22 protein-coding genes, 1 tRNA gene and 2 pseudogenes are annotated in these 23,021 nt (G+C 60.4%); 12 read left to right on the forward strand and 13 right to left on the reverse strand.

All coding sequences use genetic code 11. The features are described 5' to 3' along the window. Positions 1 to 72: 72 nt before the first annotated feature. Positions 73 to 1,098: a hypothetical protein gene (locus PG892_RS11480; protein WP_270825416.1), complete on the forward strand. Its 1,026-nt coding sequence runs from the start codon at positions 73 to 75 to the stop codon at positions 1,096 to 1,098. 4 nt (positions 1,099 to 1,102) lie between these two features. Then, positions 1,103 to 1,894, forward strand: coding sequence for a M48 family metallopeptidase (locus PG892_RS11485; protein WP_270825418.1), 792 nt, complete (start codon positions 1,103 to 1,105; stop codon positions 1,892 to 1,894). Positions 1,895 to 1,934: 40 nt separating this feature from the next. On the opposite strand, the pseudogene PG892_RS11490 reads toward PG892_RS11485, so the two are convergent. The 7 genes and pseudogenes from PG892_RS11490 to mepA form a co-directional block, all read right to left on the reverse strand. Next, positions 1,935 to 2,042, reverse strand: a pseudogene (locus tag PG892_RS11490) (helix-turn-helix domain-containing protein); the annotation flags it as partial. Between the two features lie 1,123 nt (positions 2,043 to 3,165). Next, positions 3,166 to 4,476: a tyrosine-type recombinase/integrase gene (locus PG892_RS11495; protein ID WP_270825419.1), complete on the reverse strand. Its 1,311-nt coding sequence runs from the start codon at positions 4,474 to 4,476 to the stop codon at positions 3,166 to 3,168. 83 nt (positions 4,477 to 4,559) lie between these two features. Then, positions 4,560 to 4,647 (reverse strand) — tRNA-Ser (locus tag PG892_RS11500). Positions 4,648 to 4,913: 266 nt separating this feature from the next. After that, complete coding sequence (locus tag PG892_RS11505; RefSeq protein ID WP_010675024.1) at positions 4,914 to 5,531, reverse strand: TPM domain-containing protein; 618 nt, start codon at positions 5,529 to 5,531, stop codon at positions 4,914 to 4,916. Positions 5,532 to 5,553: 22 nt separating this feature from the next. Next, on the reverse strand, positions 5,554 to 6,288 hold the full coding sequence (locus tag PG892_RS11510; RefSeq protein WP_041211561.1) for a TPM domain-containing protein: 735 nt from the start codon (positions 6,286 to 6,288) through the stop codon (positions 5,554 to 5,556). Then, the gene (locus tag PG892_RS11515; protein WP_223938485.1) at positions 6,285 to 6,890 is read right to left on the reverse strand and encodes a LemA family protein; all 606 of its coding nucleotides are present in this window, start codon (positions 6,888 to 6,890) and stop codon (positions 6,285 to 6,287) included. Before PG892_RS11515 ends, PG892_RS11510 begins: the two co-directional genes overlap by 4 nt. 42 nt (positions 6,891 to 6,932) lie before the next feature. Further along, positions 6,933 to 7,676: a penicillin-insensitive murein endopeptidase gene (gene mepA, locus PG892_RS11520; RefSeq protein ID WP_223915141.1), complete on the reverse strand. Its 744-nt coding sequence runs from the start codon at positions 7,674 to 7,676 to the stop codon at positions 6,933 to 6,935. 174 nt (positions 7,677 to 7,850) lie between these two features. Between mepA and PG892_RS11525 the strand changes: the two genes are divergently transcribed. Both PG892_RS11525 and PG892_RS11530 read left to right on the forward strand, forming a co-directional pair. Continuing rightward, entirely contained in the window at positions 7,851 to 8,393 is a 543-nt protein-coding gene (locus tag PG892_RS11525) for a hypothetical protein (RefSeq protein WP_223915142.1), read from the forward strand. Positions 8,394 to 8,605: 212 nt separating this feature from the next. Beyond that, positions 8,606 to 8,884: an RNA recognition motif domain-containing protein gene (locus PG892_RS11530; protein WP_029314670.1), complete on the forward strand. Its 279-nt coding sequence runs from the start codon at positions 8,606 to 8,608 to the stop codon at positions 8,882 to 8,884. 69 nt (positions 8,885 to 8,953) lie between these two features. On the opposite strand, the gene PG892_RS11535 is transcribed toward PG892_RS11530, so the two are convergent. Then, complete coding sequence (locus tag PG892_RS11535) at positions 8,954 to 9,853, reverse strand: aldo/keto reductase (RefSeq protein ID WP_103859220.1); 900 nt, start codon at positions 9,851 to 9,853, stop codon at positions 8,954 to 8,956. Positions 9,854 to 10,018: 165 nt separating this feature from the next. Between PG892_RS11535 and PG892_RS11540 the strand changes: the two genes are divergently transcribed. The 3 genes from PG892_RS11540 to ltaE all read left to right on the forward strand — a co-directional run bounded on the left by PG892_RS11540 (position 10,019) and on the right by ltaE (position 12,312). Continuing rightward, positions 10,019 to 10,426, forward strand: coding sequence for a transcriptional regulator (locus tag PG892_RS11540; protein ID WP_052816457.1), 408 nt, complete (start codon positions 10,019 to 10,021; stop codon positions 10,424 to 10,426). Between the two features lie 75 nt (positions 10,427 to 10,501). Further along, positions 10,502 to 11,209 (forward strand): short-chain dehydrogenase, encoded by a 708-nt coding sequence (locus PG892_RS11545; protein WP_128314236.1) that lies wholly within the window; start codon positions 10,502 to 10,504, stop codon positions 11,207 to 11,209. Positions 11,210 to 11,295: 86 nt separating this feature from the next. Further along, positions 11,296 to 12,312: a low-specificity L-threonine aldolase gene (gene ltaE / locus PG892_RS11550; RefSeq protein WP_103859222.1), complete on the forward strand. Its 1,017-nt coding sequence runs from the start codon at positions 11,296 to 11,298 to the stop codon at positions 12,310 to 12,312. A gap of 63 nt (positions 12,313 to 12,375) precedes the next feature. Here ltaE and PG892_RS11555 read toward each other — a convergent pair whose 3' ends face one another. The 4 genes from PG892_RS11555 to PG892_RS11570 all read right to left on the reverse strand — a co-directional run bounded on the left by PG892_RS11555 (position 12,376) and on the right by PG892_RS11570 (position 15,485). Continuing rightward, complete coding sequence (locus PG892_RS11555; RefSeq protein ID WP_039038700.1) at positions 12,376 to 12,807, reverse strand: PAS domain-containing protein; 432 nt, start codon at positions 12,805 to 12,807, stop codon at positions 12,376 to 12,378. Positions 12,808 to 12,840: 33 nt separating this feature from the next. Then, complete coding sequence (locus PG892_RS11560) at positions 12,841 to 13,863, reverse strand: response regulator (RefSeq protein WP_029314668.1); 1,023 nt, start codon at positions 13,861 to 13,863, stop codon at positions 12,841 to 12,843. Positions 13,864 to 13,909: 46 nt separating this feature from the next. After that, positions 13,910 to 14,854: a LysR family transcriptional regulator gene (locus tag PG892_RS11565; RefSeq protein ID WP_223915144.1), complete on the reverse strand. Its 945-nt coding sequence runs from the start codon at positions 14,852 to 14,854 to the stop codon at positions 13,910 to 13,912. An 82-nt stretch (positions 14,855 to 14,936) separates the two neighbouring features. Further along, on the reverse strand, positions 14,937 to 15,485 hold the full coding sequence (locus tag PG892_RS11570) for a DUF2982 domain-containing protein (protein WP_223918117.1): 549 nt from the start codon (positions 15,483 to 15,485) through the stop codon (positions 14,937 to 14,939). A 321-nt stretch (positions 15,486 to 15,806) separates the two neighbouring features. On the opposite strand from PG892_RS11570, the gene PG892_RS11575 reads away from it, so the two are divergent. The 5 genes and pseudogenes from PG892_RS11575 (at position 15,807) to PG892_RS11595 (ending at position 21,723) form a co-directional block, all read left to right on the forward strand. Further along, a complete protein-coding gene (locus tag PG892_RS11575; RefSeq protein ID WP_223915165.1) occupies positions 15,807 to 17,747 on the forward strand; it encodes a putative bifunctional diguanylate cyclase/phosphodiesterase in 1,941 nt (646 codons plus the stop codon). 154 nt (positions 17,748 to 17,901) lie between these two features. Next, a pseudogene (locus PG892_RS11580) lies at positions 17,902 to 19,464 on the forward strand (AbgT family transporter). Between the two features lie 67 nt (positions 19,465 to 19,531). Beyond that, entirely contained in the window at positions 19,532 to 20,257 is a 726-nt protein-coding gene (nfsA, locus tag PG892_RS11585) for an oxygen-insensitive NADPH nitroreductase (RefSeq protein ID WP_103858887.1), read from the forward strand. 153 nt (positions 20,258 to 20,410) lie between these two features. Next, positions 20,411 to 21,175 (forward strand): DNA repair protein, encoded by a 765-nt coding sequence (locus PG892_RS11590; protein WP_103858888.1) that lies wholly within the window; start codon positions 20,411 to 20,413, stop codon positions 21,173 to 21,175. Next, the gene (locus PG892_RS11595) at positions 21,169 to 21,723 is read left to right on the forward strand and encodes a VOC family protein (RefSeq protein WP_223915146.1); all 555 of its coding nucleotides are present in this window, start codon (positions 21,169 to 21,171) and stop codon (positions 21,721 to 21,723) included. The genes PG892_RS11590 and PG892_RS11595 overlap by 7 nt, the downstream gene beginning before the upstream one ends. Here PG892_RS11595 and PG892_RS11600 read toward each other — a convergent pair. Continuing rightward, the gene (locus PG892_RS11600; protein WP_223915148.1) at positions 21,708 to 22,961 is read right to left on the reverse strand and encodes an MFS transporter; all 1,254 of its coding nucleotides are present in this window, start codon (positions 22,959 to 22,961) and stop codon (positions 21,708 to 21,710) included. The genes PG892_RS11595 and PG892_RS11600 overlap by 16 nt on opposite strands. Positions 22,962 to 23,021: the final 60 nt, after the last annotated feature.

The following is a 23,021-nucleotide window of genomic DNA, read 5'->3' on the forward strand; positions in this document are numbered from 1 at the left end:
GCGATTAAATCAGATCACAAACGAAGCCTTTTTTCTATCTATTTCAATTGGTTGTAGCTAAAGATCCTGTACATGAAAGGCCTCTACAACCAGATGGGCACCGAGTACAAGCGCTTGCCGCAGCTCTACCAGACCCTGTGGGGTATCTTCGCCGGGGTGAAGAACAAGCAGGATATCGAGCAATTGCGCCAAGTGCTGGTGCCCAAGATGGAGGATCTGGACGGCGAACTGGTGGATGTGAACCTCAAGGTGCGAGAAGACTTCTACGAGGCGCTCACGGCATTTGCCAGTTGTCTGAAAGTGGCGTTGCAGTCGGCCTCTTTCTTCGAGGACAGCGCCTTTAGCGAGGCGGATCGCCGTCACTACAAGGAGACGGTGAAACAGCTCTCCAGCCTGCGCCAACTGGTGCAGCAGGATGCAGGTGAGAAGATTGACTACGACGAATATGCCGAGCAGGTGAAGAAGCTGCTGGATAAGCATGTGGTCGGTGTAGAGGTCAAAGAGCCGGGTGGCGTCTACGAGGTCGGCAAGATGGGCCAGCAGCAGCCAGAGGAGTGGAACGAGAACAAGACCCGCAACGAGACCGACATCATCAAAACGCGGGTCAGCCGCATGATTGAGCAGGAGCTACGAGATGACCCTTACGCCCAGGAAGCCTTCTCCAAGCTGCTGCGACAAGCTATCGAGGAGGCAGAGAAGCTGTTCGAGCACCCGCTCAAGCAGTACATGCTGTTTCGGGAGTTCGAAGAGCAGGTGCAGGAGCGCCGCCTGAGTGACATACCTGACGCCTTTGCTGGGCATCGCCACGCTCAGGCCTACTTTGGGGTGTTCAAAAAGGTACTGCCGGAGGTGTTCGCCATTACCGACAGCCAAGTACAGGATAAGTGGATAAAGCTGGCCTTCGAGATCGATACGGTCGTGGATGCGTCTGTGGCCGAGCACTCCATCAACCCGCAGAACATCGAGGCGGGTATTCGCAAGCAACTGTTGCCACGCATGTTCCAGGAGTGCAAAGCAATCGGCAGTGGTATGGAGCAGGCCAAGAAGATCGTCGAGATGGTGGTGCAGATCACCCGAGTCGGCTTGAGCGGAGTCTGATCAGATGAATGTGCCTATTCGGGCCAAGGGCGATGCTCAGGCCCAGGCTCCAGCTCCATCCTTTAGCTTTCGCTACGGCGATGAGCGGATCGCCTTCGAGCGGGTGCAACGGAGACAGGCTAGCGGCAAGGTGCTTATCAAGGTGCATCCCGATTGCCGCGTCGTGGTCTCGGCCCCGCGTGAGGCGGCTGATGAAGCGGTTCTCGCAGCGGTCAAGCAGCGCGGACGCTGGATCTACGAACAGTTACGCGACTTTCGCCAGCAGTTGGAGCACGTCACCCCACGCCAGTACATCAGTGGGGAAAGTCACTATTACCTCGGCAAGCAGTACCTGCTCAAGGTGATCGAAGCCTCTGATTCGGTGCCGGGGGTCAAAATGCTGCGTGGCAAGTTGGAGGTGTCGGTCAGGAGCCTAGTCACTGATAGCGCAAAGAGAGCCGAGAAAGTCCAGGCACTGCTCGCTGACTGGTACAAGGCTCGTGCCAGGGAGGTGTTTGCCAGACGACTCAATGCCATGCTCGATCAGGCCATCTGGGTTACCGAGCGTCCGCCCCTGCGCATCCTGACCATGCAGACCCAGTGGGGCAGTTGTTCCCCCAATGGCCGGATCACGCTTAACCCGCATCTGGTCAAAGCGCCCCGCGAGTGTATCGATTACGTGATCCTGCACGAGCTCTGCCATATTGCCGAGCACAATCACAGCGAGCACTTTTACCGGCTGATGGGTCAGGTGATGCCCGGTTGGGAAAAGACCAAAGCGAAGCTGGATGGCATGGCTAACCGCTTGTTGACGTGAGTTATCAGCTCGTCAGTCACCCACAGCCCGGCAGGCCACCCTTGCGAATCGTGTTACGGGACACCCGCAATTGCTGGGCGATAGCCCGGATGCTCATGCCCTGACGGGCCAACACTCTGATTTCCACTGATAACTCCTGGGTCAACATGGGCGTGGCTCAAAAGCCACGATCTTGGCCCAGGTGGGTCAACTTTACTCCGGCGTTAGTGGGTCATTTTTACATCGGCGGTGACATAATCTCCGCATTATGGACTACTCTCTTGCCGACTGACGTTGATGTTATTGCAATGAAATAGGTAGGTAGGTAGGTAGGTAGGTAGGTAGGTAGGTAGGTAGGTAGGTAGGTAGGTAGGTAGGTAGGCTTGAACTAATGGAATAGATGCCGCATGCATTGCATGCGGCAACGCACGCTGGCTAACCTTTAAATTAAGGTGCTACCGACTATGCTGTGCCTGCGTAAAGTCGCTTATTGAGCCACCTGCGGCGCTATAACAACACCTCAACGGGTAGGTCCGCAAAATGCATAGGGAAGGTGCGAATAAGTCATATGGCACGAGAGCATTTACTGGTAACCCATTGATATTAAATGACTAAAATTTTCATTTTTTGTTCGTGGGATACTTGTTCGCACTTTCCTTAGTCTGGCGATGCCCATTGGTTGCAAAAAATCTAATCACCGCCATAGCTCATGCTCCTCATACTCACTCTCGATTAATGCTGGATTTACCTCCACTGCATCCTCGTCATCCTCACCTGAGTGTGACCATGTAGTGTCTGGGGTCGCAGTATCGCTTTTATCATGGCGTATAACCCGAGATGGCTGTGTTAATTGTGGTGATAACATCTCGTTGATTTTATCAACCTGCTCTTTATGTTGTTTTTCTAGGGAAGGTGCGAATAAGTCATATGGCACGAGAGCATTTACTGGTAACCCATTGATATTAAATGACTAAAATTTTCATTTTTTGTTCGTGGGATACTTGTTCGCACTTTCCCTAACTCTTGCCAGCAGGTTACGAGCGTTCAAGTACTATGTCAATACTTTTCGATCACATATCTTTATGGATGTCAATATTTATATTTACAAATATTTATAGGGGCTAATATTGACATGGGCGCATGATATGAATTGGTACTGCAACGACCCACCGTATTGAGATGGGTTGGCTCCTGCGCCCTGGCTATGGCACCAGATGTCATGCTGTCTGGGAGGGGCGCTAACCGCTACATACAGCGCTTAGCGACATATCCAGAGCTCAGGTGGCCTCTCTTCAAATGACGGTCACTAGATCCGCCGGTATCAACTCGATCTTCGCTTTCAACAGGGCAATGCTCACCCGTTTGCCGTAGCGGCCAAAGGTCAGCCCCTCCTTGCTGTGTCCTACCAGCTCCGCCACGATGTGCTCTGCCACATCCGCCTGCTGCAACTCATCAACAAAGGTGTGGCGCATGCCATAGATCGTCGGCCGCCCCTTACCGACAATGCCTGCATTGGTGAGATGGCGCTGGAACCGACACACCAGGTTGTGTGACCAGTCGGCGTCCTGGCCCGAGGGTTTATCGTCAAACAGGTACTGGTTGCCCTGGCTACGGCAGTGGCCGACATACTCTAGGAAGTGATGTCCGATCAGTGCACTGTGCAGCGGAACATCACGGTAGGCGTTGGCCGTCTTGAGCTGCTGATCTTCTTCACCCGCCTCGACCACCAGACACCAGATCCCCTCGATCTGTTTGACGTTCTGGGTCTTGAGTTGACATGCCTCAGACGGGCGCAGTCCGGCGTAGAGGCAGAGCAGCGGCACCCAGAAGTCCTGGGGCTTGAGTTTTTTGCCTTTTTGGGATTGTTTGGCTCGCAGGCTCGCAAACAGGGTGTCCAGTTGCGGGCGATGCCTGCGTACCCTGGCTTCATCTGCCCGCTTTTTCACTGGTTTCTTGCCCGCCGTTAAGCTGTCGAACGGGTTGCGGCTGCAATAGCCCAGGATCATGCACCAGCGGAAGAACTGCTTGGTGGCGGCAAGGTAATCTGATTTGGTTTTGAAGCTGATACTGTCGTTACGGAGCAGAGTGTTACGGAAGGCTTGAGCTAGGGCAGGCGTTATCTCATCGACCATGTGCCCCTTGGCCCAAGTGACGAACGCCTGAACCCGCAGTTGGAGTTGTCCGACGGATTTATGCTGGATCCCCTCACTGGCCTTACTCTCAATAAACTTCGTCAGCGCCTGTCTGAGGGGGACCCCTGTAGTAGGTGGAGAGGTATCGACGGGTTGCTTGATGGTCTGGGGAACGGACGAAAGCGCAACAGAAAGAGCATGATATTGCGGTACGGTAAAGCCCGCCGCTTTGAATGCATCGATCTCAGCTCTGATCCAGGCATGAAAACTATGGGTCGTGGCATCGGCAGGTGTCGCCGCAATGAGGGTGCGGACACGCGCCGCCAGCACCAGATTACGGTCTACGGCAACTTGACGTTCTTTGGTAAGGAGGGAAGTGCGGATAGCAAACGGCAAGCCACGGTCACGCAAAATCTTGGGCAAGGGAAGCCGAGTGTAGTAGGTGCCGGAGGCATTTTTACTCAGATACATGATTGTTCCACCCAGTTGATCCAGGAAAAAAATCACGTAAGTCTAGAAATGAAAAAACCCGTTGAAATTCAACGGGTTATATTTGGCGGTGAGGGAGGGATTCGAACCCTCGATACGTTGCCGTATACACACTTTCCAGGCGTGCTCCTTCAGCCACTCGGACACCTCACCAAATTTTTACTGCTTGAAGTGGCTTTCGGAGCACGCTGCGCGTGCATCTTGCCGACTTCGTCGGTGGGCAGCCTCTCGGATACCTCACCAAATTCTGCTCTGTGATTTAACGTGTTCAGCCAACACGGTGTTCGCTGCGCCGTTGCGCTGGAACGGGGCGTAATTTAGGGGAAAGGGCTGCCTGGGTCAACCACTTTTCCCCTTATTTTTCATAATCTTTATCGAGTGCCTATCCCTTGAACAGAATGCCGGTTTTTTAAGCCCATTCAGGGCTTGTCGAGAATGATCAGGCTGTCAGGCAGCTCGTTCTGATCCCGGGTGGCGGGGAAGGCGTCGGTCAGAATGGCGCTGGTGCGCTCCACGCACTCCAGAAACCCCTGCTCGACCTCCTTGTTGCGTACCCGAACCACGAAGTCGTCGATGATCTGCTGCCACTGGGTGTTGTCGATGTGCTGGGCGATCCCGTCGTCTACCAGGATTTCCACATAGTGCTCCGCCACCGAGACGAAGATGAGCACCCCGAGCCGGTCCCGGGTGCGGTGAAGTCCCTGCTCGACAAACTGCAGGCGGGCCATCAGGGCGGCCCGGTGACGGCGTACCTTGTTGGGAATGAGCCGCATCTTGATGGGTGTCCAGTGGAACAGCAGGCTCAGCAGCAACCAGACCGACCACTGCACCAGCAGGATCTCGTACCAGCCAAGCCAGAAGCCGAGCTGGAAGACCAGCAGGGGGGTGAGCATGGCCAGCAGGGCGGCCCACAGGGTCGGAATATAGCGATAGCCATCGCTGGCCGGGGCCAGCACGGTGACCAGTTCGGCATCCGTGGCCTGCTCGGCCTGTCGAACCCTGGCCTGCAAGGTGTGGAAAAACTGTTTCGAAATCATCTTGTTGTCTCTTTTTCCCTGATTACCAACCGCCAGATGCACCGCCGCCGCCAAAGCTGCCGCCGCCACCACTGAAACCGCCACCACCACCGCCAGTGCGGCCGCCAAAGGAGCCGGCACCGAATCCACCGGCCATGTAGGCGGCCCGGCGACGTCCTCCCGGCCCACCGCCGCCACCGCGCAGGTTGTGCAGCACGATCATCGCAATCACCACCAGGATGAAGAGCCAGGGACCTCCCTGCTTGTCGGCCTTGCTGGTGTTGTCCACGGGCTGATACTCCCCGGCCAGGGCCTGCATGATGCCCTGGCTGCCGGCGAGGATGCCGGCCACCATGTCACCGCGCTTGAAGGCGGGCAGGATCCGGGTCTGGATGATATTGGCGGCGATGGCGTCGGGCAGGGCACCTTCCAGGCCATAACCCACCTCGATGCGCACCTTGCGCTCGTCCTGGGCGATGATCAGCAGAACGCCGTTGTTCTTGCCTTTTTGGCCGATGCCCCAGTGGCGACCGAGCTGGTAGCCGTACTCTTCGATGGTATCCCCCGCCAGCGTGTCGATGGAGACCACCACCAGCTGGACGCCGCTGCGCTTCTCGAAGACGGCCAGTTGCTGTGCGAGCTGGTGGGCCTGCTTGCGGGACATCAGATTGGCCTCGTCCACCACCCGCCCGGTCAGGGCCGGGAAATCGGGGGCGGCATGCAGCGCCGTTGCACAGAGCAGCAGACAGAGCGCCAGCCAGCGTCTCATCACGTTCATTGGAAGCTGACCTTGGGCGCCTCATCGGCACCGGGTTTGGCGCTGAAGGTGGGTTTGGCTTCCAGATCGGAGTAGAGCAGCTTGGACCAGATGACCCCGGGGAAGGTACGGATCTCGGTATTGAACTGGCGTACTGCTTCGATGTAATCCTGTCTGGCCACCGCGATGCGATTCTCGGTGCCTTCCAGCTGGGCCTGCAGGGTCAGGAACTGCTGATCGGCCTTCAGATCCGGGTAGCGTTCGACCACCACCATCAGCCGGGAGAGGGCGCTGGAGAGCTGCTCCTGCGCCGCCTCGAACGCCTTGAGCTGGGAGGGGTCACTCACCTGCACGCTGCCGACTCGGGCACGGGCATCGGTGACAGCCTTGAGGGTCTCCTGCTCGTGGCTGGCGTACCCCTTGACGGTGGCCACCAGGTTGGGAATGAGATCGGCCCTGCGCTGGTACTGGTTCTCGACCTGTCCCCAGCTCGCCTTGACCTGCTCATCCAGGGTCGGAATGGTGTTCATGCCGCAGCCGGTCAAACCCAGCAGCAGGGTTAGGGTCAGCAGGGCACGGGTACCACGCTGCCAGAGTGAAGTGGCCATCTTGTTGTTCTCCATTGATATTTCTCTCGGAAATAGGTTCACCATAACAGCTTGTGGTCAGCCCTCACAACGCCTGGGTAACAGGGGGGCGCGGTAGCTCATCGACACCTTGGGCAACTGGGGTTTGTCCTTGAGCCAGGAGGCCAGCTCCTCCCCACAGCCATTGCCAGGGGGAATGGGAGCCTGGGGCTGGCAGTCCGGACTGTTTGCCGGGCAGCGCAGGCGCACGTGAAAGTGGCTGAAGTGGCCGACCCAGGGGCGCAGCTTGGCGACCCAGGCTTCACCGGGTGCCTGTTTGCACACCTCGGCCTTGATGACGGGGTTGACGAAGATGCGCGCCACCTCGGGGCGATCAGCCGCAAGGCGCAGCAGATTGAGCTGCCTGGGGCCGAATCGGCCGGGCAGCATCCGGTAGCTGGGTTCATCGATCAGCGCCCACTCCCTGGGGGCATCCTGCTCCCAGCGGCTGATGGGCCTGTCAGCCATCCTGAACCAGATGTCGGCATCCAGGCCGGTCTGGTGGCTGCGATGACCTGAGGTAAAGGGCCCCCCGTGCATCATGGCGAGGTCGGCGATATAGAGATCCGGCATGCCGGCCAGTCTGGTCTGGTTGGCCAGATGCTGCAGGTAATGGATGAGGTCGGGGTGACCGTAATAGCGCAGCCGTTTGGTGCGGATCACCTGATAACCTGGGCCTTCGAGGGGCAGGGCCACGGCATTTTTCAGGCAGCCAGCGGAGTAGCCGCCGATGGCCTCGGCATAGAGTGTGCTCGCGGACAAGAGCAGGGCGGTGGCGAACATGGGACTCCCGGGATGGCGCCCAGTGCGGGCTCAGACAGCCCCAAGCATACCAAGAGTGGCGGCTGGCCGTCATCCGTGTCGCGGTGGCGGTTGCATCGCGGCGCGTCGCTCGCGCACAATGCGCGGCAACGCAGCGACGGCAAGGCCGTTCGCATCACAGAAGGAGAAGAGAAGATGAGAGTCAGTGAGCTGGCAGCGCAAGAGAACGTGCGCTGGCTGATGCCCCCGGCCCGGCGGTTTTACGGGGTGATGATCTGCCTGTTGCTGGCGAGTCTCGCCACTGTGGTGGCCGCCCTCTGGCTGGGATATCCCGACATGGGCCTGCTGCCCTGGGTCGGGGTGGTCTTTGGCGGTATCGTGCTGGTGATGATGGTGTTGCCGCGCAGCTGGCAGCGCTGGCGTCTGGCGGAGCTTGCCTGGGATGAACGCCATCTCTATCTGCTCAATGGCGGCGAAGACCGGGCCTTGGCGCTGCCCAGAGCCGTGCTGGTGGGCATGGAGCGGGATCGCAAGGTGGGACACGATGGCCAGTGGCTCGATTTCAGCCTGGATCTCGGGCTGGATGAGGTGACTCTGGCGACGGCCACCAGCCTGCTCGGGTTGTCCCGGGAAGGGACTCACGAAGTGGCCCCCGGGGTCTATCGATTCGGGTTCAAACGTGCCTGGCATGGGCGTCGTGCCCTCGGCACATTGCTGGCCGAGCTGCACCCGCTCTGACTATTTTCTCGACAATTCATCCCAATGCTCAGATACTGCCTCTGATTCGATTTGATCTTTCCTGCTCCGATAGCCCAAGAGATCAAGGACTTGGGATACGAAGCTGGAAGTGCCATGGCATGATGCCGTGGCTGGTCCGGCAGGGGGGTTGTGCCCTTACTCCCAGGTCGGTGGATGCATAGATAAGGCACCTTGAATCGAGAGTGGATGGCATGAAGATTTACGTAGGTAATCTGTCGTACCGGATGACGGCCGACGAACTGACAACCGTGTTCAGCCAATTTGGGCAGGTAGACAAGGTCGATATCATCATCGACCGCGATACCGGTCAGTCCAAGGGGTTTGGTTTCATTGAAATGCCGGTCAATGGTGAGGCCGAGAAGGCCATCGCCGAGTTGCACGGCACCGAGGTCGGCGGCCGCACCATCACGGTCAATCAGGCCAAACCGAAGACGGATGCACCCCGTGGTCGCCCCCAGCGCCATCGTTGAATCGTCTCGATAACGGAAAACGGCATGGAATCCTCCATGCCGTTTTTGTTTTCAGGGTCTGGTGCAGACTCAGGGAACGTCATAACCCAGAGCGGCCTTGCGGATGCGGAACCACTGCTGGCGAGTGAGCTCAATGGACTCGGCTGCCACGGCGGCGGCGATCCGCTCCCGTTTGCCGGAGCCGATGAGGGGCAGCGGCTGACTCGGCAGCATCATCACCCAGGCGTAGACCACCTGCTCCAGACAGTCGGCGCCCACCTCCTGGCGGATCTGCTCGAGTTCCGCCCGCAGCGGGGCATATTCGGGGGCATGGAACAGCCGCCCGCCGCCAAGGCAGGACCAGGCCATGGGCTTGATGCGCAGTTGCTGGCATTGATCCAGGGCACCATCCAGCGTCCCCTCCTGATGGAGCGGGGAGATCTCCAGCTGGTTGGTGACCAGGGGGAAGGGCAGGCGGGATTGCAGCAGGGCGAACTGGTGGGGCGTGAAGTTGGAGACCCCGGCGTGCTTGATCTTGCCTGCCTGCTTGAGGGTGATGAAGGCGTCGGCCACCTCGTCGGCGTTCATCAAGGGGTCGGGGCGATGGATCAGCAACAGATCCAGATGATCGGTGCCGAGCTTTTGCAAGGAGGCTTCGGCACTGGCGACGATGTGTCCCTTGCCGGTGTTGTAGTGATTCAGGGCGTGGGCCGGATTGGCGGTGAGGGCGATGCCGCACTTGCTGACGATCTCCATGCGATCGCGCAGGGAGGGCTCCAGGCGCAGGGCATGGCCGAAGGCCTCCTCGCACTGGTAGCCACCGTAGATGTCGGCGTGATCGATGGTGGTGACCCCGAGATCAAGGTGATATTTCATCAGGTCCAGTAGGGTGGCGGGGGAGAGCTGCCACTCCATCAGGCGCCAGTAGCCCATGATGAGGCGGGAAAAGGTGGGGCCTTGCTCATGCAGGGCCAGACGGGATACGGACATGGTGACTCCTCTGGAGATAACAATGCGAAAAGAAAGGGGCAAAATCATGTGCAGCATCTTGGTCTCTTCCGGCGGACAAGGCAATAATGCCCCCTTCGCGAATTCGAACTATGGTTCTGACTCCGACGGGTCAAGATCCCGGTGTCAGTGAGAGGAGAAGGGGTGATGGAAGGATTTGCCGCCAGGCTGCAAAGTCTGATCGGGGAGGGGAGCGTGAGCGCTTTTGCCCGCAAGGTGGGGTTGAGTGAAGCCCTGATCCGCAAGTATCTGAAAGGGGCCGAGCCCGGCCTTGGCAAGGCGAACCAGATTGCCATGGGGGCCAACTGCTCGCTGGAGTGGCTCGCCACCGGTTGCGGGTATCTCTATCGTCAGGCCGAGGTGGTGGACAGGGACGCCCTGTCGGCGGCGGGGGCGCTGGTGCAGGAGACCCGTCCGGGAAAACCCATGCCGGACGAGGAGCAACTGGTGACCCTGCTCGCCTATTACCAGTTCCTGCGCAGCCACAAGCAGGCGGACGGTTTTCTGGACCTGGCCCGGGCGCGGGAGTTTGGGCGCCATCTGGCCGAGGCCTGAGCCTGACGGGTGCTCCCGGCAGTCCGCCATTCTTCTGATACCCTCTAAACAGTGATCAAATCCAAGGACACGCAGATGAGCTATCTGATCTTGGGCAGTGGCGGGTTGGGCAGTGCGCTGGCACGGGAGCTGGCCAGACGGGGCGAAGAGTGGTTGCTGGCGGGCAGGCAACTGCCTAGGGGGCTGGATCCCGCCTGCTACTTTCCGCTGCAGGAGGTGGACCCGCTCTCCTTCGAGGCCCTCTTTACCCTCTATGACAGCACCACACTGCCGATGGTGGTGATCAACACCATAGGCCTGCTCCATGATCTTGCCCACATGCCGGAGCGGCGGGTGGAGGAGGTGACCCCCCAATGGCTCGAAGAGAGTCTGCTGGCCAATGCCTGGCCCCACCTGGCCCTTGGTGCCAACCTCAGCCGGCGCATGATGCCCCAGAGCACGCTCTGGCTCTGCAGCCTCTCGGATCGGGCGGGAAGCCTGGAGGAGGGGGGCCAGGAGGCCATGTGCCACTACAGCTACCGCATGAGCAAGGCCGCCCTCAACATGGGATCCCGGATCCTGGCGGGTGAGTGGGCCGGACGTTTTCCCGGCGCCGGTGTCATCACCGTGCATCCCGGCCTCATGAATACCCCCATGCAGCAACCTTTTCTTCAGGAGACGGATCCCGCTTTGCTGCAGGACCCCGCCGAGGTCGCCGTCCGCCTGCTGGATCTGATGGCCACACTGACGCCGGCGCACTCGGGCCGTTTCGTGGATCTGCAGGGTCAGTCGCTGCCCTGGTGAGCCGCCGGGCTCACATTCCCGCTTGCCGTTTCTTGCCAGCCGGGTGTCGGCTGGTTAATGTCATCGTCCTGCATCAGGAGGATGACATGCGCTATATCGATTTACGAAGTGATACCGTGACCCAACCCACGGAAGCCATGCGCCAGAGCATGCTGCATGCCGAGGTGGGAGACGATGTCTATGGGGAAGATCCCAGCATCAATGCGCTGGAGCGCCGCGGCGCCGAACTGCTTGGCAAGGAGGCGGCCCTGTTCGTGCCCTCCGGCACCATGTCCAACCTGCTGGCCATGATGAGTCACTGTCAGCGTGGGGAAGGGGCCGTGCTGGGGGCGGCCTCCCACATCTATCGCTACGAGGCCCAGGGCTCTGCCGTGCTGGGCTCGGTGGCCCTGCAATCCGTCCCCATGCAGGCGGACGGCACCCTGGCCATCGAGGATGTGCGGGGGGCCATCGCTCCCGATGATCCCCATTTCGTCCAGACGCGCCTCGTCTGCCTGGAAAATACCCATAACGGCAAGGTGCTGCCATTGACCTACCTGCGCGCCATGCGCGAATTCGTCGACGAGAAGGGGCTGAAGCTGCACCTGGACGGGGCTCGCCTCTTCAATGCGGTGGTGGCGAGCGGGGAACCGGTGGCCGCCATCGCGGCGCATTTTGACAGCATCTCCGTCTGCCTCTCCAAGGGACTGGGAGCACCGGTGGGTTCCCTGCTGGTGGGATCGGCTGCGTTCATCGCCCGCGCCAGACGGCTGCGCAAGATGCTGGGGGGCGGCATGCGCCAGGGAGGGATCCTGGCCCAGGCCGCCCTGTTCGCGCTGGATCAGCACGTTGCCCGGCTGGCGGATGATCATCGCCGCGCCAGGCGTCTGGCAGAGGGGCTGGCCGCGTTGCCAGGCATCACACTCAACATGGGTGAGGTGCAGACCAACATGGTATTCCTGCGCCTGACCCAGGGAGATCCCGCCACCTTGCTGGGTTTCATGAAGGAGCGCGGCATTCTCTTCTCCGGCTACGGGGAGCTCAGGCTGGTGACCCACCTGCAGATCACCGACGATGACATCGACGAGGTGATCGACGCCTTCACCGAGTACCTGAGTGGCTGACGCCATTCCCCATCGCAACAACAAGGGCGCCATCGGGCGCCCTTGTTGTCATGGCAGGGTCGGTCATCCCTGGCGCTGGCCGGTGATCAGCATGGCCTCGTCGGTGGCGTCATAGATCATGATGGCCAGGTGGGTGACCTCTCCGGCGAAGTCGGCCAGCGGCACCAGGGTCAGGTTCTGGTACATGTAGGGGGCCGATCCCGTGATGGGGCGGTAGTTGGAGAAGCGCAACAGGTAGGGGCGCTGCTCCCAGGTGCTGAAGGCACGGTTGTTGAGTTTGAACACCATGTTGGCCTTGCGCTCGAACCAGGCCTTGTCCACATCGGGGAAGAGCGAGAACAGCCCTTGATCGCGCACCTCGCCTGCCAACCGGCCGCTGTGACTCTCCATGAAGCCGTTCCACACCTGGATCCGGTACTCCCTGTCGAGCACGACCAGCCCCACGTCCAGATTCTGGACGATGTTCATCAGCCAATGAAATTCCCGAATGTCCATGGGTCACTCCTGGTGGTTGCTGCCGCGGGGCAGTCAGAGCATGTGCATGATCTTGTTGTTCATGGTGGCGATGGAATCTTCGGTAAACAGCAGCAAGAGATCGCACTGCACCGCATAGCCCTGCACCCGATAGTTGATCTCGATGGCCAGAGTGCGGCGCCAGCGGCTCTGGTTGGTCCGAATGAGATCCTGAATGGGCCTGTGCTGGCCCAGCACCACGGGGTGACCTTGGCTAAAAGGGGTGTCGAGCTGGTTGGCGTAGCCGCGCAGGAAGGCGCCGATCAGCACGTTGGCGGTGTCCATTAGCAGTTCCAGCTCGGCGCCGTGATCCAGCTCCCCCTGATGGTTCATCAGGCGGGCCAGGTCCTGGAAGCTGGCATCGTGGAACAGCAGCAGGGCCTCCCCAGCGATCCCGGCCCCGATGAAGCCCTGGCAGACCGCAGAGAGCGTCTCCGACTCGGCGGCGGCCGAGAGTGCCATGTGCAGCTCGGAGACCTCCAGCACGTTGACGTTGGGGATGGGGAGCAGCACGAAGGCGCCGAGCAGGCGGGCCAGCAGATCCGCCCCCTGGCCCATGGCGACGTTGGCCAGCTCCTGATAGACATCCCGCAGCTCGGGGGTGAACTGGATGCTGCTCTGGGCAGCCTGGTGGCTGGCGACGGGCTGGTGCTGGATGGCCGTCACCTGGGTGGCTGATTGCCACAGACCGTGGCGCTTGAGCAAGGCAAGGAGGGTGTCCGGGGAAGCCGGCTTCTTGATGAAATCGAGGGCGCCAAGAGCCATGACACGCTCATGGGCTTCCGGCTGGATGTCGCCGGAAACCACGATCACCTTGCTGCGCACCCCCTCTCGCTTGAGGGTCTCGAGCACGCCATAACCGTCCATCTCCGGCATGGTGAGATCGAGAAAGATCAGGTCCCCGTGCCCCATCAGGATCTGCTCGACCCCTTCCAGTCCGTCCGCGGCCTGGTGCAAGGTGACACCCCAATCGGCGGGCAGGGCGCGCACCAGCTGCTTGCGCGCGAACCCGGAGTCATCACATATCAATACATTCATAGTGTTAGCCGACCTGTGCAACGAGGATTGCGCTAAGTGTGGGTCATCAGCCGTCAGATGCAACGGGCAGCGGCTGCGCCGGTGAAAATTGATCGTTCTGCTGGCAGGTACGATAGCGCTCGGAGTGCTTCTCGACGAAATCGGCGAACATCTTAACACGCAACGGGGTGAACCGGGGCTGGCAATGGAGCATGTAGAAGGGACGTTTTCCCGACTGCCAGTCAGGCAGGACGGGGACGAGCTGACCATCTTGCAGGAAGGAGTGCACATAGTGCTGCGGGGCGTTGACGATGCCGAGGTGGCGCTGGGCTGCCCGTACGGCGGCCTGGGTCTGGTCGATGCAAAGGCGGGGAGTGCGCTTGATGCAGATCGTCTGTTCGTCCCGCCCGCTCAGTTGCCAGTGCTGGTGGGGCCAGCAGTAGATGAGATCGTGCTCTTCCAGCTGGGTCGGGTGGGAGGGCACACCCATCTTCTCCAGATAGAGGGGGGAGGCGAACAGACCGTACTGGATGTGACCCAGACAGAGGGCGTTGGGCAGGGTCTGGGGGAGCTCGCCGTTGAAAAAGACCAGGTCCCTGTCCTGATCCGCCTGGAGGGCATGATCGTTGGATTGGCGGATGTCGAATTGTACCCCGGGATAGCGCAGGCCGAAGTCCACCAGCATGTCGACCAGGATGGTGTTGGAGAGGGCGATGGGGGCCGCGAGGCGGATGAGGCCGCTGATGTCCGTCTCCTCACCCCGGATTTCGCCGGTGGCCTGCTCTATCTCTGCCAGGGGGGTACAGAGGCGCTCGTAATAGCGCAGCCCTTCGTCCGTGAGACGCAGCTTGCGGGTGGATCTGTGCAGCAGGCTGCATCCGAGCTGCTCTTCCAGTTGGGAGATACGTCGACTGATGGTGCCGGTCGGCATGCCCAGCGCAGCGGCGGCGTGGGAGAAACCGCCCTCTTGCACCACCTTGACGAACAGATAGAACTCTTCGATGTACTTCATAGCGGTTTTAGGGGGTGTTCTGGCTGTAACAAGCCAGTGACCTTATGAAGAGTCACCGGGCTTGGCAAGCGCAATCCGGCGTTTAATTGATCTGGATTAGATTCGACTCGCGCTGGTATTGCTGGAGCAGATGGACGAAATCTTCAGGGGATCTGTCCAGGCTGTTGTCGGGCACCAGCAGATCGTACCCCAACAGATCACGCAGCCGTGCCATGCGGTTGCCGAGCATGGCGATCACCCCCTCATAGCGCTGGCCGGAGGGTGAGCAGAAGCGGCTCTCCTCCAGCAGTCCCTCTCCCAGGAGCCCACTGCCGCACCCTCCGGTCGGGCAGTCGGAGCGCTCGCTTCGCATGGCCTGCATCAGCACGGCGCGCTGCTCGGTCAGCAGACGGACGGCGAGCCGGGGTGTGATCAGCGTCAAAAAAGCGTCGTAATCCTTTATTTTCAAGCCGATGTAGGGCAGCTCCACCAGATCCCACCCCAAATGGATACGTGGTTGGTCAATTCGCTGAATATTTCTCCATTTCAGGATCCAGCCGCCGTACTTGTGATGGTATTGCAGGCAGTCCTGACACAAAGAGAGACTAAAATGAGGCTCGCCCAGTTTCCAAACCCCGACAAGAATTGTCATCAGGCCCGCCAGGAGGAGGGAAATGGCGGGGATTAGTAGTTGTTCACGAAGAAAAAAAGTATAAAAATCATAGCAATGGTTATCACCATGCCCAACAATACCAGTGTGAGTCCATTTCTTCGTACCATGGGGATCACATGTAGCGTTTTCATATGATTTCGGCCTTTTTTCATCCGTTTGTTATCCGATTATGGGCCGGAACTGATTTTGTACCAGCGTGAATACTCCTGTCAGGGGGCGCAAGCGACTGGTTCGACCATGAGCTTTCAGCATGAATCATCACTCAACATGAATACGCTAGACGAACGCCTGCTCACCGTGATGGATGTCCTCCACACGCCGGTCTGGGTCTATGACATCCAGCGTCATCATATTTACTGGGCCAACGATGCTGCCCTCGGGCTCTGGGAGGCGAGCTCCCTGGCCGAGCTGAAGTCCCGGGATTTCTCCGCCGACATGGCCGCCGCCATCGATCTGCTGCTGCAGCGCTATCTAGGCGATTTCCAGCAGGAGCGCAGTTACAACGAGTGGTGGACCCTCTCGCCCAAGGGGGTCAAGAAGCAGGTCTATCTGCGTCTTTCCGGGATCCAGCTTGCCGGAAGGCAGATGATGATGGCGGAAGCGGTCATCGATGCCGACACCCTCTATCAGGAGTCCTCCCTCGCCACCGGCGACACCCTGGCCTGTCTCTTTGACAACGAGGGGCGCCTCGAGAGCGGCAACCATCACTTCGACATGTGCTTTGGCACCGGCATTCTGACGCTGCCCCAGATCTTCTCCGGTGCGGACGAGGCCTTCTATCGTCGCCTCTCCCGTCTGGACGAAGTAGTGGCCGAAGGGGAGTGCCGCACCCAGAAGGGGATGCGCTGGTTCCAGTACCAGTTTCGCCATATCCAGCAGGGGGCACGGATCCTGCTGACCATGCGGGACATCACGGATCGCAAGCTCGAAGAGCTGGAGCATCGCCACCTGGCCTGGCACGACTCCCTCACCGGGCTGCTCAACCGCTACGGCCTGATGAAATCCCTGGAAGCCTATTGCGGCCTCGGGGGGCGCTTTGCCCTGGTGTTCATGGATCTGGACAACTTCAAGCTGGTCAATGACAACTACGGCCACAAGGCCGGGGATCGCCTGCTGGAGCGGGTCGCCGGACGGCTCAAGCAGATCTGCCCGCGGGACGTGGAGCTGGCGCGCCTTGGCGGGGACGAGTTCACCGCCCTGGTGCCCCTCAACCAGGCGAGCGATCGGGCCCAGGAGGTGGCGGATCTCATGCTCTCCCAGATGAGCAAGCCACTGCAGCTGAGCGGTGTCCCCGAGGTCACCATCGGCGGCAGCATCGGCATCGCCATCTACCCGGACGACGCCGATGATGGCGACAACCTCATCACCCGTGCCGACATGGCCATGTACCAGGCCAAGCAGATGGGGCGGCTTCGCTGGCAGCGCTTCACCCCCAGCATGCAGCAGAGCCTGCATCGCAAGCTGACCCTCAAGCAGTTCCTGGCCAAGGCCGTCGGTCGGGGGGAGCTCAGCCTGCGCTATCAGCCCCAGGTGGATGTGGCGCAAGGTCGGGTCATCGGTTTCGAGGCCCTGGTACGCTGGTACAATCCCGTGCTCGGCCATGTGTCGCCGGCGGAGTTCATTCCGCTGGCCGAAGAGATGGGGCTCATCCGGGAAATTGGAAGCTGGGTGCTTTCCACCGCATTGGCCCAGATGGGGGAGTGGCAGCGACAGGACGGGGTGAGGGTGCCGGTGTCGGTGAATCTCTCGGGCTTCCAGCTCTCTGCCAGTTTGCCGGAGCTGGTGGCCCAACTGCTCGAGGCATTCTCGGTGGAGGCGGCGCTGCTGACCCTGGAGCTGACCGAGACGGTGCTGATGCTCGACATGAAGGGGGGCATCGAGATCCTCGACGCCCTGAGCGAGCAGGGGATCAAGATCGCCATCGACGACTTCGGGACGGGCTACTCGTCGCTTGCCTACCTCAACCGGTTGCCGATCGACACCATCAAGCTGGACCGCTCCTTCGTGGTGGGGCTCAACCTGCCGGTGATCCGGGCGACGGTGGCCATGGCCACCAGTCTGGGGCTCGGGATCCTGGCGGAAGGGGTGGAGGAGGAGCACGAGCTCGCGGCCCTGCAGACCCAGGGTTGCCACGTCTTCCAGGGATTCCTGTTCAGCCGTCCCATGACCCCGGAAGAGGTGGCGGCAGCGGGGTTCGCAGTACAGTGCCGGCTGGGCCGCTATCCCCTCGCAAACCATTGAGCAAGTTGTCGATTAATGTGCGGCATCTCCCATTTATGAAGTGTGAGATGCCAAATTAAACATAATTAATCGAATTTTTGTCTCATATCATGGGATCCATTAGACGTTATCGCTAGTATGCGCGCTCATTCCTTGGTAATGGAGTATCACCATAATGAGTCAAGCTGCAGTGAACGAGCGTCCGGCCCCTCCCAACGGCTGGTTGAACCGCTTTCTGAACGGGGTGGAGAAGGCGGGCAACAAGCTGCCGGATCCCGCCATGCTCTTCCTCTATGCCTTGCTGATCGTCTGGGTTGGCTCCTGGATAGGCTCCCAGTTCTCCTTCGATCTGGTCAATCCCCGCACCGGAGAGGCCGTGGTCATCAACAACCTGTTGACCGGGGCAGGGCTGGCGGACTTTCTCGCCAGCATGGTCACCACGTTCACCGGGTTTGCTCCCCTTGGCATCGTGCTGGTGGCCATGCTGGGGGTCGGGGTGGCTGAACAGTCCGGTTTCATCAACACCGGGCTCAAGAAGCTGCTCAAGGTGACGCCGGCGCGCTTTCTGACCCCCATGCTGATCCTGGTGGCCATCGTCAGCCATACCGCCGCCGATGCGGGCTATGTGCTGGTGATCCCCATTGGCGGCATCATCTTCCATGCGGCGGGTCGCCACCCGCTGGCGGGGATTGCCGCAGCCTTTGCCGGGGTTTCCGGCGGGTTTGCCGCCAACTTCCTGCCCTCCGGCGGGGATGCGCTGCTTCAGGGTTTCACCCAGTCTGCAGCCCAGTAGTTCGACCCTGACTACATGGTCAACACCCTGTGCAATATCATCTTCACCGGCGCTTCTTCCTTGCTGATCATCTGCGTGGGCTGGTTTGTCACCGAGAAGATTGTCGAGCCGCGCCTCAAGCAGGTGCCTCTCAACGAGGATCTGGAGAGCGCCGACGAGATGGGTCGTTACAGCGCCCAGGAAAGCTGGGCCTTCAACTGGGCCGGGTTCGCCATGCTGGCGGCCGTGGTGCTGCTGGGGCTGGCGCTGGCCCCCGGCGACTCGCCGATGCGGGCACCGGACGGTTCCCTCACCACTTTCGCCGCACCGGTGATGAAGTCCATCGTGCCCCTCATTTTCCTGCTCTTCATCCTGCCCGGGATCGTCTATGGCTTTGTCGCTGGCAGTTTCAAGAGCGGCAAGGATGTGATCGACGCCATGTCGGCCACCATGAACAAGATGGGCTCCTACATGGTGATGGCCTTCTTCTGCGCCCTCTTCATCAAGGCGTTCGGGGATTCCAACCTCGGTACCCTGCTGGCGCTCTCCGGTGCCGAGGTGCTTCACGCCCTGGCGTTGCCGGGAGAGGTGACCATCGTCGGCATCATACTGCTGACGGCCACCGTCAACCTGGTGGTGGGCTCGGCCTCCGCCAAGTGGGCCCTCATCAGCCCCATCCTGGTGCCCATGCTGATGGCGGTGGGGATCTCGCCCGAGCTGACTCAGGCCGCGTATCGGGTGGGGGATTCCGCCTCCAACATCATCACCCCGCTGATGGTCTTCTTCCCCCTGGTGGTGGTCTATTGCCAGCAGTATGTGAAGAGCACAGGCATCGGCACCCTGGTCTCCATGATGCTGCCTTACTCCCTGGCCTTCCTGGTGAGCTGGACGGGCTTCCTGCTGATCTACTGGGCGCTGGGGTTCCCGCTTGGGTTGCAGGCCCCCTATGTCTATCCTGCCCCTTGAGGGTGACGGGGGGCCTTGGGCCCCCCGCTTTTTTTGGGTAGAGTGTGGCCTTCATCCCGGAGGTACCATGAACCCGACCATCGATCTCATTCTTTCCCATCGCTCCATTCGCCAGTTCACCCCAGAGCCCGTCAGCGCAGAGCAGCTGGATCAGATCCTGAGCGCCGCCCAGAGCGCCGCGAGCTCCAGCTTCCTCCAGGCCAACAGCATCATCCGGGTCACCGACAAGGGGTTGCGGGCCACCCTGGCGGAGCTGGCCGGCCATCAGGCCTATGTGGTCGAAGCGGCGGAGTTTCTGGTGTTTTGCGCCGACTACCATCGTCACAGCCAGATAGTGCCGGAGGCCCGCACCGGCTTCGTGGAGCAGCTCATGATCGGGGCCATCGACGGCGCCCTGATGGCGCAAAATGCCTTGCTGGCGGCCCAGTCACTTGGGCTGGGGGGGGTCTATATCGGCGGCATTCGCAACAATCCGGCCAAGGTGAGCGAGGTGCTGGGTCTGCCCCATCAGGTGATCCCGCTGTTTGGCCTCTGCCTGGGTCATCCCGCCCAGCGGCCGGAGCAAAAACCGCGGCTGCCCCGGGCGCTGGTGGTGCACGAGAACCGCTATCCAGAGACGCTCGATCGCGCCCTGCTGGCCCAATATGATCGGCAGATCCACGACTACTACCAGGCCCGCAGCAGCAACAACAAGGATCAGACCTGGAGCGGGCAGATCAGGGGGATCCTGGGCAAGGAGGCGAGGCCCTTCATGCTGGGATTCCTGCAGTCGAAGGGTTTTTGCCTCAAGTAATGGGGGCGGCGGGCGATATGGAGCAAGACGCACCGGATGCGGTCACCGCCTGGGAGCGTTCTTGTGAGGCAATACGGGATCTGGGCGCTACCCTATGAGGCTAAGCTGTTGTAGGATCTCGCAATTGGATTGGGACTGGAGTGTGAACACCCTATGATTTTAACCCTGATATTGCTGTCAATCGGCGCACTCCTGTTTCTGGTCATCGCCTATAACGTGGTGCAGCAATACAAGCAGAAGGCCGAATCGGACAAGCGCCAGGCCATTGCCCGTCACAAGGCGGTGGCAGACGAGACCGAAGAGGTGTTGCTGAACGTCAACCTGGTGCCCTTTTCCAAAAACATGGTGCTGCTGTTGCAACACCGGATCCTGGATGCCTACCGCGCCATCGCGCTGGTGATGCCCAATGCACAGGTCAAGCAGCGCATCGCCGATGTCCAGCTCCAGATCAAGAACGTGCAGGAGAACTACAGCAGCCAGGACGAGGGAAATTTCAAGACGCCGGAGTCCGACCGCCAGGCCATCCAGATGCTGCAACTGGCCAAGAAGATGCGGGCCGTGCTGCGGGTCGAGCACAACAAGGGCAAGATAGATCCTCAGGGCTTTGCCCAGGAGGATCGCCGCCTCGAGCTGATGCAGCTCAAGATCAACATCGCCAACCTGCTCAAGCGGGCCATGGATGCTCAGATCCAGGGGCAGTACGGCACCTGCCGCCAGCTCTACACCAAGGGACTGGGGGCGCTGGCCAATGTCACCGACAAGGATCCCTACCTGCTGGCGCGGGAAGAGGACATGCGTCAGGGGATGCGCCAGCTGGAAGAACACCTGCAGCAGCACAGCGAGAAGGAGCTGCAAAACATCAAGGACAAAGAGACGGACGAACTGGACGTCCTGTTCCAACCCAAGAAGAAATGGTGATCATGTCACATCCACTGGATTCCACACTGGGGCCCATGGCCCCATTTGTTTGCCAACTGCTCACGGAAATGCATGCCGTCATGGGAGTCAAGGACTCCCCCGTGGTGGATCACCTCTGCTACCGCGCCGCCACCCTGCAGGAATATCTGGAGTTGAAAGCGGTGCTGGCCGCCCACGGAGTCTTGCTGGTGGAGGGGATGATAGGCGGTCGTCCCATCGCCACCTATCGCTTGCACCAGCCTGTCTGCTGGGAGCAGGTGACCGTCCCCTGCATCGAACTGGCCGCCCCCAAGGCGGGTCGAAGCCATCAGGCCGGGCTCGAACATATCGAGCTGGTGGTGCCCTCGCTCACGACCTTGGTGACGACGCATCCGGATGTCCCCTTCAAGACCGGCAACATCGATGACGGACGCAATCCGGATATAGGACTGATGCTGCCCTCTGGGCAGATCAAGTTTCATCTGCGCCCGCTTGACGAGGTGATCGACGAAGAGCTCTGCACCGGCGCCGTAGTGCCGGTACCGGCGGACTATTATGACGGTCTGTGAGGTGAGGGCCCGTTGACGGAAGCCTGATCCTGTGGCGTCAACGCACAAGCGGGCGCCACACGTCCTTTCAAGTGACCGAGCCAGAGGCTCAACCCCGCGGTGATCATCAACACCAGCTCGATGCCGAGCACCAGACCCCAGAGCCCCCCTTGCTCCCAGAAGGGATGCAGATAAAGCCCGCCCAGACTGGCCCCCAAGTAATACCCCACCAGATAGAGCGACGAGGCGAGCGCCCGGTTGTGCTCCACGTGCTGGCCGACCCAGGCGCTGGCGCAGGCGTGGGCCAGGAAGAAGCCGAAGCTCGAGACAAGCAATCCCCCGATGATGGCGACAAGGCTCCCCTGCAACAGGGCCAGGCTGCCGAGTGCCATCAGGGCTATTCCCGCCAGCAGCAGGCGTTGTGCTCCCCAGCGATGGGCCCCGCGGCCGCTCAGTGAAGAGGCGACGGTACCAGTGAGGTAGGTCAGAAACAGCATGCCGAGCCATTGGGTCGGCAGGGAGAAGGGGGCCTTGGCCAGCAGGAAGGTGAGATAGCTGTACTGATTCAGGAAGACCATGAAGTTGAGGCCGCCGATGAGATAGGCCCCCACCAGCAGGGGATTGCCAAGGTGGCTCTGGATGGCACGGCGCAGTTGCCCAGGCGCTGCCTCCACGGCCACGAAGCAGCGCTGGGCGGGCAGCAGCCAGATGACCAGTGGCAGCAGGGCGAGGCTGATGATCCCGATACCGAGGAAGGTGTGCTGCCAGTCACCAAACCAGCCAGCCAGCAGACCGCCGACCACCCGGCCCGCGATGCCCCCCAGGGAGTTGGCGGCGATATAGACGCCGACGGCTACGATGAGGGCACGTTTGCTGAACTCTTCCCCCATATAGGCAATGGCGGTGGCGGGCAACCCTGCCAGCAGGACGCCTTGCAGGATGCGCAGGCTCACCAGCACATCAAAGTGGGTGACCCAGGGGATGCACAGGGAGAGCAGGATGGCGGCCGCCAGGGTCCACAGCATGATCCGCCGCCGTCCGAACCGATCAGCCAGACGGGCACAGACGAGCAGGGAGCCTGCAAGCCCTGCGGTGCAGCCTGCCAGCGTCCAGCTGGCGGACAGGGCGCTGACGGAGAAGACCTCTGCCAGGAGCGGCAGCAGGGGATGGGTCTGGTAGAGATTGAGGAATACCAGGAAGGAGCCCTGGCTGAGAGCCAGGGTGGCGCGTATCCATTCGCGACTGCCTACTTCGATCATATGGAGTTGTCCCGACGACTTCTGTGCAGGGTAGTGCGACGAAAAGTATAAATATAATAT

This window comes from Aeromonas sp. QDB68 (assembly GCF_027707405.1).
In the GTDB taxonomy this organism is placed as follows: Bacteria; Pseudomonadota; Gammaproteobacteria; order Enterobacterales; family Aeromonadaceae; genus Aeromonas; species Aeromonas caviae.

Bases quoted from the DNA above. Each gene is read 5' to 3' on its own strand.
- PG892_RS11480 (WP_270825416.1), top strand. From the start codon at position 73: ATGAAAGGCCTCTACAACCAGATGGGCACCGAGTACAAGCGCTTGCCG.
- PG892_RS11485 (WP_270825418.1), top strand. From the start codon at position 1,103: ATGAATGTGCCTATTCGGGCCAAGGGCGATGCTCAGGCCCAGGCTCCA.
- PG892_RS11495 (WP_270825419.1), bottom strand. From the start codon at position 4,476: ATGTATCTGAGTAAAAATGCCTCCGGCACCTACTACACTCGGCTTCCC.
- PG892_RS11505 (WP_010675024.1), bottom strand. From the start codon at position 5,531: ATGATTTCGAAACAGTTTTTCCACACCTTGCAGGCCAGGGTTCGACAG.
- PG892_RS11510 (WP_041211561.1), bottom strand. From the start codon at position 6,288: ATGAACGTGATGAGACGCTGGCTGGCGCTCTGTCTGCTGCTCTGTGCA.
- PG892_RS11515 (WP_223938485.1), bottom strand. From the start codon at position 6,890: ATGGAGAACAACAAGATGGCCACTTCACTCTGGCAGCGTGGTACCCGT.
- mepA (WP_223915141.1), bottom strand. From the start codon at position 7,676: ATGTTCGCCACCGCCCTGCTCTTGTCCGCGAGCACACTCTATGCCGAG.
- PG892_RS11525 (WP_223915142.1), top strand. From the start codon at position 7,851: ATGAGAGTCAGTGAGCTGGCAGCGCAAGAGAACGTGCGCTGGCTGATG.
- PG892_RS11530 (WP_029314670.1), top strand. From the start codon at position 8,606: ATGAAGATTTACGTAGGTAATCTGTCGTACCGGATGACGGCCGACGAA.
- PG892_RS11535 (WP_103859220.1), bottom strand. From the start codon at position 9,853: ATGTCCGTATCCCGTCTGGCCCTGCATGAGCAAGGCCCCACCTTTTCC.
- PG892_RS11540 (WP_052816457.1), top strand. From the start codon at position 10,019: ATGGAAGGATTTGCCGCCAGGCTGCAAAGTCTGATCGGGGAGGGGAGC.
- PG892_RS11545 (WP_128314236.1), top strand. From the start codon at position 10,502: ATGAGCTATCTGATCTTGGGCAGTGGCGGGTTGGGCAGTGCGCTGGCA.
- ltaE (WP_103859222.1), top strand. From the start codon at position 11,296: ATGCGCTATATCGATTTACGAAGTGATACCGTGACCCAACCCACGGAA.
- PG892_RS11555 (WP_039038700.1), bottom strand. From the start codon at position 12,807: ATGGACATTCGGGAATTTCATTGGCTGATGAACATCGTCCAGAATCTG.
- PG892_RS11560 (WP_029314668.1), bottom strand. From the start codon at position 13,863: ATGAATGTATTGATATGTGATGACTCCGGGTTCGCGCGCAAGCAGCTG.
- PG892_RS11565 (WP_223915144.1), bottom strand. From the start codon at position 14,854: ATGAAGTACATCGAAGAGTTCTATCTGTTCGTCAAGGTGGTGCAAGAG.
- PG892_RS11570 (WP_223918117.1), bottom strand. From the start codon at position 15,485: ATGACAATTCTTGTCGGGGTTTGGAAACTGGGCGAGCCTCATTTTAGT.
- PG892_RS11575 (WP_223915165.1), top strand. From the start codon at position 15,807: ATGGATGTCCTCCACACGCCGGTCTGGGTCTATGACATCCAGCGTCAT.
- nfsA (WP_103858887.1), top strand. From the start codon at position 19,532: ATGAACCCGACCATCGATCTCATTCTTTCCCATCGCTCCATTCGCCAG.
- PG892_RS11590 (WP_103858888.1), top strand. From the start codon at position 20,411: ATGATTTTAACCCTGATATTGCTGTCAATCGGCGCACTCCTGTTTCTG.
- PG892_RS11595 (WP_223915146.1), top strand. From the start codon at position 21,169: ATGGTGATCATGTCACATCCACTGGATTCCACACTGGGGCCCATGGCC.
- PG892_RS11600 (WP_223915148.1), bottom strand. From the start codon at position 22,961: ATGATCGAAGTAGGCAGTCGCGAATGGATACGCGCCACCCTGGCTCTC.